The sequence below is a fragment of the Ruminococcus sp. 8Y-12 genome (genome assembly GCF_058119865.1).
Genome location: NZ_CM176623.1, coordinates 2,277,875 through 2,290,295 on the forward strand (window position 1 = coordinate 2,277,875; position 12,421 = coordinate 2,290,295).

15 protein-coding genes are annotated in these 12,421 nt (G+C 49.2%); 13 read left to right on the forward strand and 2 right to left on the reverse strand.

Annotated elements, in window-relative coordinates; all coding sequences use genetic code 11:
- Positions 1–42: 42 nt before the first annotated feature.
- Entirely contained in the window at positions 43–954 is a 912-nt protein-coding gene (locus tag AC0THY_RS08385) for a S66 family peptidase (protein ID WP_489993976.1), read from the reverse strand.
- A gap of 294 nt (positions 955–1,248) precedes the next feature.
- On the opposite strand from AC0THY_RS08385, the gene AC0THY_RS08390 reads away from it, so the two are divergent.
- The 11 genes from AC0THY_RS08390 (at position 1,249) to AC0THY_RS08440 (ending at position 9,312) form a co-directional block, all read left to right on the forward strand.
- Complete coding sequence (locus AC0THY_RS08390) at positions 1,249–1,488, forward strand: IS110 family transposase (protein WP_489993977.1); 240 nt, start codon at positions 1,249–1,251, stop codon at positions 1,486–1,488.
- A gap of 243 nt (positions 1,489–1,731) precedes the next feature.
- Entirely contained in the window at positions 1,732–2,124 is a 393-nt protein-coding gene (locus tag AC0THY_RS08395; RefSeq protein WP_489993978.1) for a VOC family protein, read from the forward strand.
- A 30-nt stretch (positions 2,125–2,154) separates the two neighbouring features.
- Complete coding sequence (locus AC0THY_RS08400; RefSeq protein WP_489993979.1) at positions 2,155–3,273, forward strand: ROK family transcriptional regulator; 1,119 nt, start codon at positions 2,155–2,157, stop codon at positions 3,271–3,273.
- Positions 3,274–3,292: 19 nt separating this feature from the next.
- Positions 3,293–3,622, forward strand: a complete 330-nt coding sequence (locus tag AC0THY_RS08405; RefSeq protein WP_489993980.1) for a hypothetical protein — start codon at positions 3,293–3,295, stop codon at positions 3,620–3,622.
- 4 nt (positions 3,623–3,626) lie between these two features.
- Positions 3,627–3,824 carry a hypothetical protein gene (locus AC0THY_RS08410; RefSeq protein ID WP_489993981.1) on the forward strand — a complete coding sequence of 66 codons (198 nt, stop codon included), beginning with the start codon at positions 3,627–3,629 and terminating at the stop codon, positions 3,822–3,824.
- The gene (locus AC0THY_RS08415) at positions 3,821–4,864 is read left to right on the forward strand and encodes an NAD(P)-dependent alcohol dehydrogenase (RefSeq protein WP_489993982.1); all 1,044 of its coding nucleotides are present in this window, start codon (positions 3,821–3,823) and stop codon (positions 4,862–4,864) included. The genes AC0THY_RS08410 and AC0THY_RS08415 overlap by 4 nt, the downstream gene beginning before the upstream one ends.
- A gap of 15 nt (positions 4,865–4,879) precedes the next feature.
- Positions 4,880–5,812: a class II fructose-bisphosphate aldolase gene (locus tag AC0THY_RS08420; protein WP_489993983.1), complete on the forward strand. Its 933-nt coding sequence runs from the start codon at positions 4,880–4,882 to the stop codon at positions 5,810–5,812.
- Between the two features lie 67 nt (positions 5,813–5,879).
- Positions 5,880–7,001: a carbohydrate kinase family protein gene (locus AC0THY_RS08425; RefSeq protein WP_489993984.1), complete on the forward strand. Its 1,122-nt coding sequence runs from the start codon at positions 5,880–5,882 to the stop codon at positions 6,999–7,001.
- A gap of 190 nt (positions 7,002–7,191) precedes the next feature.
- Positions 7,192–8,106, forward strand: coding sequence for a DMT family transporter (locus tag AC0THY_RS08430; RefSeq protein WP_489993985.1), 915 nt, complete (start codon positions 7,192–7,194; stop codon positions 8,104–8,106).
- Positions 8,099–9,142, forward strand: a complete 1,044-nt coding sequence (locus AC0THY_RS08435) for a hypothetical protein (protein ID WP_489993986.1) — start codon at positions 8,099–8,101, stop codon at positions 9,140–9,142. The genes AC0THY_RS08430 and AC0THY_RS08435 overlap by 8 nt, the downstream gene beginning before the upstream one ends.
- 14 nt (positions 9,143–9,156) lie before the next feature.
- Positions 9,157–9,312 (forward strand): hypothetical protein, encoded by a 156-nt coding sequence (locus AC0THY_RS08440; RefSeq protein ID WP_489993987.1) that lies wholly within the window; start codon positions 9,157–9,159, stop codon positions 9,310–9,312.
- A gap of 77 nt (positions 9,313–9,389) precedes the next feature.
- Here the strand turns inward: AC0THY_RS08440 and AC0THY_RS08445 are convergent, their stop codons facing one another.
- On the reverse strand, positions 9,390–10,133 hold the full coding sequence (locus AC0THY_RS08445; RefSeq protein ID WP_489993988.1) for a Sir2 family NAD-dependent protein deacetylase: 744 nt from the start codon (positions 10,131–10,133) through the stop codon (positions 9,390–9,392).
- Between the two features lie 242 nt (positions 10,134–10,375).
- Here AC0THY_RS08445 and AC0THY_RS08450 point away from each other — a divergent pair, with 242 nt between their 5' ends.
- Complete coding sequence (locus AC0THY_RS08450; RefSeq protein ID WP_489993989.1) at positions 10,376–11,035, forward strand: response regulator transcription factor; 660 nt, start codon at positions 10,376–10,378, stop codon at positions 11,033–11,035.
- Entirely contained in the window at positions 11,032–12,402 is a 1,371-nt protein-coding gene (locus AC0THY_RS08455) for a sensor histidine kinase (RefSeq protein WP_489993990.1), read from the forward strand. Before AC0THY_RS08450 ends, AC0THY_RS08455 begins: the two co-directional genes overlap by 4 nt.
- The last annotated feature ends 19 nt before the right edge of the window (positions 12,403–12,421 follow it).

Genomic DNA, 12,421 nt, shown 5'->3' on the forward strand with positions numbered 1-12,421 from the left:
TTCTCCTTTGTTATCCATAGTCCAAAGAGAGTATAGCACAGTTTAGTCCCCTGGACAATAAAAATCCTGGACTGTCTGGCAGGATGAGATTTTAGTGTTTTTCATAAGGCACAGCTTTCTGCCGAGGATGAGGCAGCGGGAGTCAGGGCCGTGTCCGATCAGTCTGGTCTTTGCTACTGCAAGATCTGGGAAGGGAAGAGCTTCCAAAAGCAATTCCTCTGCAGAGGGGGTGAGTCCTTCCGATTCCGCCTGGGTGAAGGTTCCCAGCAGCACGCCCTTTATCCTGGAGAATGCACCCATCTGCCGAAGCTGTGTAAAGCAGGAAGCTAGAAAAGAAGGTTTTCCGCTCCGGCTCTCCAGAAATAAGAGCTTATCCTGCAGATCAGGCAGGTAAGGGGTGCCCGCAAGCTTCAGAAAACAACGGATATTTCCACCCACAACCGTACCCTCCATCTTCTCTCCTCTCAGAAAGTGATAAGAAAAGTGGAAGAGTTCAGGTCTGTTGTGAAACAGGGAGGCTGAGAATGCGTTCCTCTGCCACGAGGATTCCTGGCGAATCAGGTTTCGAAGCTGGTACAGACAGGAGGGAGTGCCGGCTTTTGCGTAGAGCGCATTTAGCAGAACAGTCAGATCACTGTAGCCAAAGAAAGGTTTTCGATTCTTTTGAATACAGGCAAAGTCCAGTTCATCTAAAATCTGATTTGCCAGATCTCCTCCGGAGAGGTCAAAAATAGCTCTGATGGAGGAATCGGCATAGAAATCCATCAACGATTGGGCCCGCAGTGCGGGGGAAGCACTGTTCCCAAACTCGTCTGCAAACAGACAGGGGCTGCAGACGGGTACCAGGCCCATCTCTGAGAGGAGCTGCAATAGATGATTGATCTGGGAACTCAGGGCGTCTGGGAGTCCGTTGGAACAGCAGATCAAACCAATTTTATCATTTGGCTGAAACATAGGCGGATATCCTTTCTACTACAATATATTTATGGTTAATATCCCTTACAACCAGTAAGGAATTCTCCATCTTGTTACTTAAGCTGTTAGAATAATGGTAGCAATGGTATATCTGCTCCTTTCTTGGACTTCGCGTCCGTTAAATAGACTGATAACCAGCTCCTCATTCGCAGCCTTCGTTTTATGCAGGTTGAACTGCTTTTGGTACGTTCGTGTCATCCCACAGTAGATTGAATAAGTAATGAGTAAAACTGGTGCTTATCCATTGTAATAATCTGAAGGAGTGACAAATGTATGAACGCAGTTGGTATCGATGTTTCTAAAGGTAAAAGTATGGTTGCAATTCTCCGCCCATATGGAGAGATCATTTCCACATCATTTGAAATCAAGCATACTTCAAGTGATATCAATGCTCTTGTGCAACAAATCAAATCTGTTGAAGGTGAATCACGTATTGTCATGGAACATACTGGACGTTACTATGAGGTCCTTGCTCATCAGCTGTCACGGGCAGATCTTTTCGTCTATTTATAACTATTCAATAGGTAAGTGCATTTATTGCGCTGACCGGAAGGAAATAATACAGGAGTGAAAAAATTCCATTACCAGTTATTATATCAATTATGGAAATCAGATTCCAGAAGTTACTGTAAAAAGTACTAAAATTATGATGTCATAAATGTGAATATTTTCTATAGACATTCTGCTGGAGGAAAGGTATAATACACTTATTAAAATTGATTTGCAAAAGAATTTAAAGAAGAGAAGGAGAGGAGTATGAAAGAGTACATAACAGGAATCCAGCACATTGGACTGCCAACCCAAAAGCTGGAGGAGACTCTGTGTTTCTATGAGGCTTTAGGATTTGAGAGGAGCTTTCAGACCTCACTTTGTTTGGCTGAGAGGCAGCAGAGAGTGTGTTTCCTGAGGAGAGCGAATCTGGTGATGGAAGTCTATGAGGAGAAGGTAACGGCAGGCGCTCCGGGCGCAATTGACCACATTGCCCTGGATGTGACGGATATAGATAAAGTGTTTGATGAGGTACAGGCGCTTGGATACAAGAGTCTGGAGGGGGAGGTCAAAGAGCTTCCTTTCTGGGAGAAGGGCGTGCGTTTCTTTACAATATCGGGACCCAACGGTGAGAAGGTAGAGTTTAGCCAGATGTTGTAGGGCAAATTACAGGACAGGAGTTATGAAAGCGTGAAGGGCAGTAGTATTGAATTAAAGAAAATTAACCGCAATAATATTTATCAGCTTGTATATACAGAGGAACGGATTTCAAAGGCGGAAATTGCCAAGCGGCTGGATATCAGTTTTCCCACGGTGACGCAGAATTTAAGAGAATTGATGGAGGAAGGCCTGGTGATGGAGAAGGGAAGTTTTGAATCCACCGGAGGACGCAAGGCAAAGGGGATCTGCGTGGATTCAGATGCCAGAAAGGCTCTGGGAATCGATATCACCAAGAATCATATCAGTGCAGTGCTGGTAAATTTAAAGGGGGATATAACTCATTACCGCAGGATGAGGGTTCCCTTTGAGGATACGGACGAGTACTATGAAAAGCTAGGGGGCTTGGCCCGGGAGCTTTTGTTGGAGAGCGGCATAGAAAAGGAAAAGATTCTGGGGGCCGGCATTTCGGTTCCGGCAATTGTCTCAGCCAACAGAAAGGACATCGATTTTGTAGTATTGGCGGATATCCCCAGGGATTTTCACGCAAAGATCACCGCGCATATTCCGTTTCCATGTGCCATCTGTAACGATTCCAATGCCGGAGGGTTTGCGGAGCAGTGGAGGAGCCGTCAGAAGGGAAGTATGATCTATCTCTCCCTGAGCAACACAGTGGGGGGAGCCGTTGTCTCCGGACACCGGATCGTGTCTGGGGATAATCAGAGATGCGGAGAATTCGGACATATGCTTCTGGTACCCGGGGGCAGGCCGTGCTACTGCGGCAAGAAGGGATGCGTGGACGCATACTGTGCGGCCCATCTGCTCTCTGATGAGACGGGGGGAAATCTGGCTGCGTTTTTCGAGCATCTGGATGCCGGAGAAAAGGCGTTCGCAGTGGTCTGGGAGGAGTATTTGGAGCACCTCTCCGTAGCTATACATAATATCCGCATGTGCTTTGACTATGAAATCGTGCTGGGGGGATACCTGGGGCAGTACATTGAACCTCGCATGGGCCATCTTCGCAGACTTTTGCAGGAAAAGAACATGTTTGAGGAAAAGGCGGACTATGTGCGGGCATGTCACTACACAATGGAGGCTGCTGCGGTTGGAAGCGCGCTGTACTATATCGAGCCTTTCATTAAAAGTATTTAGAAGAGAGGGGCGGTGTACCATGGATAGTACAATTAAGGATGTGGCCAGGAAGGCCAATGTGCCCAACCGTGTTGCCAAAGGGCAGCGCATGAACCAGACACAGATTGTGGGATTGATTGTGCCGGACATCAACAATGTATATTATTCCGAAGTGATTCAGAGAGCGGAGGAGATTCTGGAAAAGAATGGATACACCTCCATGCTCTGTACTACCCGTAACAGCATTGAGCGGAAGAAAAAATATATTACGACTTTGTTTGAGCAGCATGTCGCGGGAATGATTTTCATCGGTACCAGACAGGAGGACATACGCAACAGCGAGCATCTGATCGATGTGCATAGGAAATGAAGAAGTGTACGGATCTTACATGGCGGCCAAGTACCTCCATAGACTGGGACACACCAAGGAGGGGATTGTGAGAGTGGATGACCTGATTTCCCACCACTACAGTCTGGAAGATTTCCCGGCTGCAATGGATCAGATGTTAAATGGGCGCGGACAGTTAAAAATTGTAGTTCATCCCAACATTGCTAAGGAGGAGGCAGAATGACAAACAGAGCAGCATATATGGACCAGACTTATTCCATGAAATTTATGGACGTGGATATGCCAAAGCCCAGAGAGGATGAGGTGGTTGTAAAGATTGAGTACTGCGGTATCTGCGGATCGGATGTCCATTTTTATGAAAATGGAAGGATCGGAGACTTTATAGTGGACGGGCACTTTATTCTGGGCCATGAGACAGCCGGGACCGTCATCCAGACCGGGAGCGGCGTATCGGGCTTAAAGCCCGGGGACCGGGTAGCTCTGGAGCCTGGAATCACCTGCGGAAAATGTGAGTACTGCAAACAAGGCCTCTACAACCTGTGTCCCGATGTGGTATTCTTTGCCACACCTCCGGTGCAGGGAGCGCTTCAGAATTATGTGGCTCATCCGGCGGATATGTGCTTTAAGCTTCCGGAGAATGTCTCCACAAAGGCAGGGGCTTTGGTAGAGCCTCTGGCAGTTGGACTCCACGCAGCAAAGCAGGGCGGGGTGACGCTGGGAGATTCTGTGGTGATCCTGGGGGCCGGATGCATCGGCTTGGTGACTCTTCTGGCATGTAAGGCATTTGGAGCAGCCAATGTGATTGTGGTGGACCTGTTTGAAAAGCGCCTGGAGTTTGCCAAAAGGATGGGGGCAAACCATGTGATTCATGCCAGAGAAGAGAATGTAGAGGAACGAATAAAAGAGCTGCTGGGAGACCGGGGCGCGGATGTAGTGCTGGAGACAGCGGGGGCCGCCAAAACCATCCAGCAGACCCCTCTGTTTGCCAAACCAGGCGGAACCATTGTGCTGGTGGGAATGGCTCCCCAGGATGTAATTGACTATGACTTTTCCAAGGTGATGGCAAAGGAGCTGACCATCAAGTCCGTATTCCGGTACCGGAACCTCTACCCTGTGGCCATCGCTGCCATAGCGGATGGAACTATTGATGTGGAACAGATTGTCACACACGAATTTGCCTTTGAGGACGCAAAGCTGGCCTTTGACACAGTGATTAAGGATGCCGAAAACGTGGTAAAGGGGATCATCCGGCTGAAGGAGTGAAAGGAGGAGAAAATTATGCTTGTAAATATGAATGATGTGCTGTATTCTGCTAAAAAGGGGAAGTATGCAGTGGGACTCTTTAATGCAGTGAACCTGGAACTGGCCAGGGGAATCATTGCCGGAGCGGAGGAGACTGGTTCGCCGGTAATCATGGGGACAGCGGAGGTGCTGCTCCCCTACGGCCCGCTGGAGGAGGTATCCTACTATCTGATCCCTATGGCGAAAAAAGCAAGTGTGCCGGTGGTGGTGCACCTGGACCACGGATTGAAAAAGGAGACCTGTATCAAGGCCCTGGAGCTGGGTTTTACCTCAATTATGTATGACTGTTCCACAGCTCCCTACGAGGAAAATGTGAGGCGGGTTAAGGAGATGGCAGATATTGCCCACTCCTACGGAGCTACCATTGAGGGGGAACTGGGGCATGTGGGGGATAATGAGGGATCTGCGGAGGGCAGCTCTCGTCTGCTGGACCCCTCAGCCTTTTACACAGACCCCAGGCAGGCAAAGGACTTTGTGGAGAAGACAGGAGTGGACGCTCTGGCTATCGCGGTGGGAACGGCCCACGGCGCTTACAAGCTGCCGCCGAAGCTGGACTTTGACCGGATCCGTACCATAGCGCGGACTGTGGACGTACCGCTGGTGCTGCACGGGGGGTCCGGGCTGACGGACTCAGACTTTAAGCGGGCGGTCAGTGAGGGGATCAGCAAGGTGAATATCTTTACGGATATCAATATCGCAGCAGTGGAGGCAGAATTCAAAGCGTTCGAACATATGAATAAAGGAATCATTGACCTGATACCTGCGGCAGTGGAAGCAATTAAAAAGTCTGTCATCGGAAAACTGGAGCTTTTCGGCTGCACAGGGGTGGTGCCCAGAAAGCCGGGCCGGGAGCAGCTGGCTGAGCTGATTGCCAGGGAGGTAGTGAAGTATCTGAGAGAGGGCAGGTAGGAAGATCACACGGGCTGGACAAAGGCAGGCTGGGGGTCATCTGTCCGATGAGGTAAGGAGACAAGACATGGAGAGAGAAGGTATCGTAGCAGCAGGACATATTTGTCTGGATATTACGCCTACATTTCAGAATAAGAAGGCAGAATCCATCGGGAAACTGCTGGTTCCGGGGCATCTTCTGGCAATGGGGGCAGCGGATGTGCACGTGGGCGGTTCTGTGGCAAACACGGGACTGGGACTGAAGGTTTTGGGGGCTGATGTGAGACTCATGGGAAAAGTGGGAAAGGATGCTTTTGGGGAGCTTGTGAGGATGCAGCTGGCAGCATATCAGGCGGATGAGGGTATGATTGTATCAGAGGATGAGGATACCTCATACTCCATCGTGGTGGCGCCCCCCGGAACGGACCGGATTTTTCTGCACCACTCAGGGGCAAATGACAGCTTTTCCTGCGAAGACCTGGACTATGGGATGGTGCGGAAGGCGCAGCTGTTCCATTTCGGCTACCCGCCCCTGATGAGGAGGATGTATGAGGATCATGGGAAGGAACTGGCAGAGATGTTCCGCAGAGTCCATTCTGCCGGATGCGCCACCTCCCTGGATATGGCTGCCGTGGATGAGGATGCGCCGGCCGGAAAGGCTGATTGGGGGAAGATACTGGAGCAGGTGCTGCCCTATGTTGATTTCTTTGTGCCAAGTGTGGAAGAGCTGGCCTATATGATAGACCGAAAGAGGTATGAGGATTGGATTAAAAGAGCTGAAGGAGGGGATGTGACGCGCATCCTACATGCGGAGGAAGACATCCGGCCTCTGGCAGAGCAGTTGATTAAGATGGGTACCAAGGTGGTCCTGATTAAGTGCGGAACACCGGGCATGTATTTTGCATCGGGAAACAGAGAGACTGTGCAGAGAATAGGGGGCGGACTGGGCATACGGATGGAAGGGTGGGAGGAGCAGCGGCACTTTGAAGCCAGCTACCGCCCTGACAAGGTACTCTCCGGCACAGGAGCGGGGGATACCAGCATTGCGGCATTTCTGTATGCAGTGACTAAGGGATATACCTGGGATAGGTGCCTGAGGCTGGCGACGGCCACGGGAGCTTCCTGTGTGGAGGCCTATGATGGGCTTAGCGGATTGAAGTCCTTTGAAGAGTTGGAGAGAAAGATTACAGTGGGATGGGATAAGGTATAAAAATTACCTGGTCATTTCCGGAAATGACCAGGTAATTTTTGCAGATATAGTATGAGACATTAGTTTGACGTTCGTTTTTCATGCAAGCTTGAGTATAGAGAATTGGGTATTGCAAATTCTCAGCATTCCCCTATATAATAGACTATACTAGAAAGTCGGGTTTTCCCGGTAGAAAGAGACGAAAAGAAGCATGAACAAATTACAGTTTAGAAACTCATTGCTACTGTTTTTGACCGCAGCAATCTGGGGAGTGGCCTTTGTGGCCCAGAGTGTGGGAATGGAGTATGTGGGCCCCTTTACCTTTAATTTTGTCAGGAGTATCCTAGGAGGAGTGTTTCTGATTCCGTGCATATGGATATTAGGTAAAATCAACCCAGCAGGTAGGAAAGTTTCAGATAACAGGCAGAGCACAGGGAGAAGAAATCTCGTTAAAGGAGGAGTTCTCTGCGGCATCTTCCTCTTTGCAGCCAGCAACTTTCAGCAATTTGGGATTTCCTATACCACGGTGGGAAAAGCCGGATTTATCACAGCATGTTACATTGTGATTGTACCTATTATCAGCCTTTTTTTTAAGAAAAAATGCAGTCCGCTCATCTGGGTGTCGGTATTTTTAGCAGCAGCAGGCTTGTATTTACTGTGTATGACGGAGTCCTTTTCCCTTGGACATGGGGATTCTCTTGTGTTTATCAGCGCAATCCTGTTTTCCGTACATATACTGGTTATTGACCACTATTCTCCCCTGGCAGATGGAGTGAAGATGTCCTGTATACAGTTTTTTGTGTGCGGGATACTCTCAGGAATTGCCATGCTCTTGACTGAGACACCCAGGGTGGAAGACATTCTTTTGGCATGGATACCCATTCTGTATGCGGGTGTTATGTCCTGTGGAGTGGCCTACACACTTCAGATTGTGGGTCAGAAGAATATGAATCCCACAGTGGCGTCGTTGATCCTGAGCCTGGAATCCTGTATTTCGGTACTGGCGGGCTGGGTGATCCTGGGGCAAAAGCTGACAGCCAGGGAACTGTCAGGGTGCCTTGTTATGTTTGTGGCCATTATCCTGGCCCAGCTTCCGTCCAAAAAGGGAAAGGAATTGTATGATTAAATTTTTAAAGAGAGCGGCAGTCTGTCTCCTCATCGCAGCCTGTGTATTGGGGAGCAGCAGCCCGGACGTTTTCGCGGCGAAAGCTGTCCCGGTCGGGAAAAGTCCGCGGATTCTGTTTATTGGAAACAGCTTTACCTACAGCAACGATTTTCCGGACATGGTGAAAAAAATGGCGGAGCAGGCAGGATATAAGCCCAGGATCGAAACTATTGCCCAGGGCGGGTATACCCTTGCGTGGTATGCGGACCGGAAGAATACCTATGGGGCTCAGGTATACCGGAAATTGACGAAAAAGAAGTGGGATTATGTAGTGCTGCAGGAGCGGAGTTATTCTTCTGTGACGGAAATAAAGTCCATGAAAAAGTCTCTTAACAAGCTGATTCCCTATGTACGGGCTGCAGGAGCTCAGCCAGTGCTGCTCATGACCTGGGCCCCGAAGGAGGGGCATATGGAGTATAAGCAGGGGCATTATAAGGGAATGTCACGCAGGCAGTGTCAAAAAAAGATTGCCAGGACGTATAAAAAGCTGGGAAAGAAAAAAAGTGCCCTGGTCTCACCGGCAGGGCTTGCCTTCTGGCGATACAGCCAGAGCGATACAGGTGTGGATCTGTATTCCCTGGATGGTAAACATCCCAGCAGAGCGGGGAGTTATCTCTCAGCCTGTGTCTTTTACGCAACCGTATTTCAGCAGTCGCCTGTTGGGTTAAAGGACGGCATTTTAAAGGAGAGCATAGCTCTGGGATTGCAGAAGATAGCGGGCAAGGTGGTACTGGGAACGGACGCTGTTTCTCTGCCGCATGAAGTTTCAACAAAGAAGCTGGAAAATGTGGTGCTGGGAGTGGGGGAATCCTGTCATCTATCGGAAGAGGGGGCCCTTGTGTGGAAAAGTTCAGACGAAAAGACAGCAGTTGTGTACAACGGAAAGATCACAGCCAGAGCCGTAGGTCAGACAGTTCTCACGGCCTATGACAAGAAACAGAATGTTAACCTTACCTGCAATGTAAGAGTCAAAAAGGCCCTGCCTGGATTAAGATAGATGGAAAAAGGAAGATGCGCCGGGGAACAGAAAGTGTGCTGACTGTGGACGCAGCCGGAAAGGTGAAAGCAAGACGTGTTGGGAGAGCGGTCATTACAGCTGCTGTCTACAATGAAGTGAGTGAGAATGTGGAGATTCAGGTGAAGCCATCGAAAAAGGAACCAAAGTGAGGAAAGTAAAAAAGTCAAAGACGACCGGGTCATTTTCGGAAATGACCCGGTCGTTTTTGACATTTTATGAATTGGTGCTAGAAACAACTCGGGGGGAGAGGATATACCTGAGGCAGCAGATCCCGGGGCTTTGCATAGTAGATATGGGTAGCCAGGCTGTCCGCGTAATGAGGTGGTTCATTAATAAGAATTATATTATCCCCGTGAAAGAACTGAAGAGACATATCGGGCAGAACCGATTTCATGTTACAGCCAAGGATCAAAAGCGTGTCCGCATGGGAGATCAGATCCGCTGCCTCACTCAATTTGTGGTTACTTAAGGACTCCCCCACAAGGGCGACTCCTGGCCGGATCACCGTCTGGCAGTCCTGGCAAAGGGGTACACCTTTTGCACCCAGAATATCCCGGATTCCATAGGCTTTTTGGCAGCGGGGGCAGTAATACTCATACACGTTACCGTGCAGTTCAATTACATTCCTGCATCCGGCTCTTTTCGCCAGGGAGTAAAGTTCACGGGTAATGATACACCTGAGAAGGCCGTCAGACTCCATTTTTTGAAGTACCTTTATACAGTCATCAGGTGCGCCTAGAGAAGAGAGCATCTCGTTACGGAAAAAAGTGTAGAATTGGTCAGGGCGTGTGTTAAAAAAGGCGGCATTAAAGATTTCTTCCGGTGAACACGAATACTTTTCTTCAATGTTGTAAGCGTTTGCTTCATCGCGGTAGTTCATACATCCACAGTCCTCGCTGATGTGAATGCCTTCCAGACAAACTAAAAAGCGGCTGGTTTTAATCAGGTTCTGTAGGGTGTCGTATTTCATAATATTTTTCCTCCCGCTGCAGGTGCAGCTGTTTACACTCCTGTAAACAAAAACATTAACCTGTAACCGCTATATTATACTTCAGGTTATAAAATATTTCAACCCTGCGCTGCTTTAGCGTGGAAAAATAATTGGACAAGTCAAAAAAACCCCTTCTAGGCAGAGGAATGCGTGGTATGCTATAATGTAACGAGACAATAAGAAAAGGAGCGGCAGGCAGGTCGCAGAAGGATGAGCAGAAGATGGCTGATATATTAATCGTAGACGACGAAGAGATGATAAATGACCTGATCTCCATGAATCTTCAGATGGTAGGTCACAATACTATGCAGGTGTACAGCGGAAGTCAGGTGCTGGAAGCGCTGGAAAAGCAGAGGTTTGATCTGATTCTGCTGGATATCATGCTTCCGGAGATGGATGGCTTTGAGCTGCTGCCATATATTGTAGAGAGAGGCATTCCGGTGATTTATCTGACCGCAAAGGCATCTCTTACGGATAAGGTGAAGGGGCTGAAGCTGGGGGCGGATGACTATATCACAAAGCCCTTTGAGGCGGTGGAGCTTCTGGCACGTATTGAGGCAGTGCTTCGCAGGAACGGCCGACAGAGAGAAGAGTTTACGCTAAAGGGAGTGCAGGTGAGACTGCAGGAGCGGAGCGTATTGAGGGATGGAGAGCCGGTTGAACTGACTGCCCAGGAATTCTCCCTGCTGGAGGTGCTGATCCACCACTGCAATATCGCGCTTACCAGGGAACAGCTTTTGGAGAAAGCCTGGGGTTACACGTACAATGGAGAATCCCGGACAGTGGACATTCATATTCAGAGACTGCGAAAGAAACTGGACTGGGAGGATGTGATTCAGACGGTGTATAAATACGGATATCGATTGGAGAAAAAGGAATGAAGCTGTGGCATAAAATATTTATCTCATCCGTTGTGATTACCATTGTGGGCATGCTGGCTTTCAGCATTGGAATGATAAGCAGGACACATAAGAACAGCCTGGAGAGGGAGTCAGACCGTTGTGTAAGCGAGCTGGAACTGCTTGCTCAGAGGGCAAAGGAATCCATTGAAAACGGAGAGAATATTTTTCAGACCATAACCAGACTCAGTAAAGACCAAAAGGGGGGAAGAAAGGGAAAAGGGCATTTCGTCATTTTTAAGGGGAATACCTGTGTGTATAAGGAGACGAGCCTTGATCCCGAAAAGATTGCACAGGCATTGCAAAAAAACCAGGATAAGGAGAAGGCAGTGGTCATTGCCAAGGAGGAGAACCACTATGCCGTGGCAGAAAGGACACTTGATGAGGAGTACACACTGGTATATGTGCGTTCTATCAACTGGGTCTTTACTAATTTAAATGACAATATCCGGCAGTTTTTGATCAGCACGCTGGTTCTGGTGGCAGCACTCAGTATCATGAGCTCCTGGATCGCAAAGCGGATCACCAGGCCTTTAGAGGAACTGGAGCGAAGCGCCAAGCTGCTGAACCAGGGAGCAGCGGCATTCCGGCTTAAGGAGGGACCGGACGAGATGGGGCAGCTGGGAGCAGTGTTTAACTCCATGTCCCAGGCTGTGCAGGAGCGGGAGGAGGAGCTGAAGCGGGAGGCCGTCAGCCGTCAGCAGTTTATTGAATCCATGTCCCATGAGATGAATACTCCCCTAACCTCCATTCAGGGGTATGCCCAATTTCTCCAATACGCCAACTGCACACAGGAGCAGAGGGCGAAGGCCCTGGAAAACATCCAGAAGGAGACCCGCCGGATGCAGGCGATGCAGAGAAAGCTCATGGATATCCACTCTATCAAGGAGGATATGCTTCTCGTAGAATCCTTAGATACGGAGGAGATCATAGAGGCAGTGGAGGAGGAGTTGAAGCCCAAAATACTGGAGAAAAACATCACAGTGGTGGAACAGACAGAGCTACCGGTCATCGAGGGGGACCGTCTGATCGTACACATTCTACTCTCCAACTTTCTGAGAAACAGCATTGCCTATTCCGAGGCCGGAAGCAAGGTGGAAATTCATATTTATGCTGACGAGAAGGGCAGAACCTGCCTGCAGGTAAAAGACCACGGCTGCGGCATCCCCAAGGAGCATCTGGACAAGGTAACACGGGCCTTTTACCGGGTGGATAAGTCGAGAAGCCGGGCCACAGGAGGCTCCGGAATCGGACTCTATCTGTGCCAGCATATCGTGGATGTGATGGGGGGGAGCCTGAAGATCCGTTCCCAGGAGGGAAAAGGAACGACAATAACCGTCATTTTTTGATTTTTTACAACTCTGTTAC

Bases quoted from the DNA above. Each gene is read 5' to 3' on its own strand.
- AC0THY_RS08385 (WP_489993976.1), bottom strand. From the start codon at position 954: ATGTTTCAGCCAAATGATAAAATTGGTTTGATCTGCTGTTCCAACGGA.
- AC0THY_RS08390 (WP_489993977.1), top strand. From the start codon at position 1,249: ATGAACGCAGTTGGTATCGATGTTTCTAAAGGTAAAAGTATGGTTGCA.
- AC0THY_RS08395 (WP_489993978.1), top strand. From the start codon at position 1,732: ATGAAAGAGTACATAACAGGAATCCAGCACATTGGACTGCCAACCCAA.
- AC0THY_RS08405 (WP_489993980.1), top strand. From the start codon at position 3,293: ATGGATAGTACAATTAAGGATGTGGCCAGGAAGGCCAATGTGCCCAAC.
- AC0THY_RS08415 (WP_489993982.1), top strand. From the start codon at position 3,821: ATGACAAACAGAGCAGCATATATGGACCAGACTTATTCCATGAAATTT.
- AC0THY_RS08420 (WP_489993983.1), top strand. From the start codon at position 4,880: ATGCTTGTAAATATGAATGATGTGCTGTATTCTGCTAAAAAGGGGAAG.
- AC0THY_RS08425 (WP_489993984.1), top strand. From the start codon at position 5,880: ATGGAGAGAGAAGGTATCGTAGCAGCAGGACATATTTGTCTGGATATT.
- AC0THY_RS08430 (WP_489993985.1), top strand. From the start codon at position 7,192: ATGAACAAATTACAGTTTAGAAACTCATTGCTACTGTTTTTGACCGCA.
- AC0THY_RS08435 (WP_489993986.1), top strand. From the start codon at position 8,099: ATGATTAAATTTTTAAAGAGAGCGGCAGTCTGTCTCCTCATCGCAGCC.
- AC0THY_RS08440 (WP_489993987.1), top strand. From the start codon at position 9,157: ATGCGCCGGGGAACAGAAAGTGTGCTGACTGTGGACGCAGCCGGAAAG.
- AC0THY_RS08445 (WP_489993988.1), bottom strand. From the start codon at position 10,133: ATGAAATACGACACCCTACAGAACCTGATTAAAACCAGCCGCTTTTTA.
- AC0THY_RS08450 (WP_489993989.1), top strand. From the start codon at position 10,376: ATGGCTGATATATTAATCGTAGACGACGAAGAGATGATAAATGACCTG.
- AC0THY_RS08455 (WP_489993990.1), top strand. From the start codon at position 11,032: ATGAAGCTGTGGCATAAAATATTTATCTCATCCGTTGTGATTACCATT.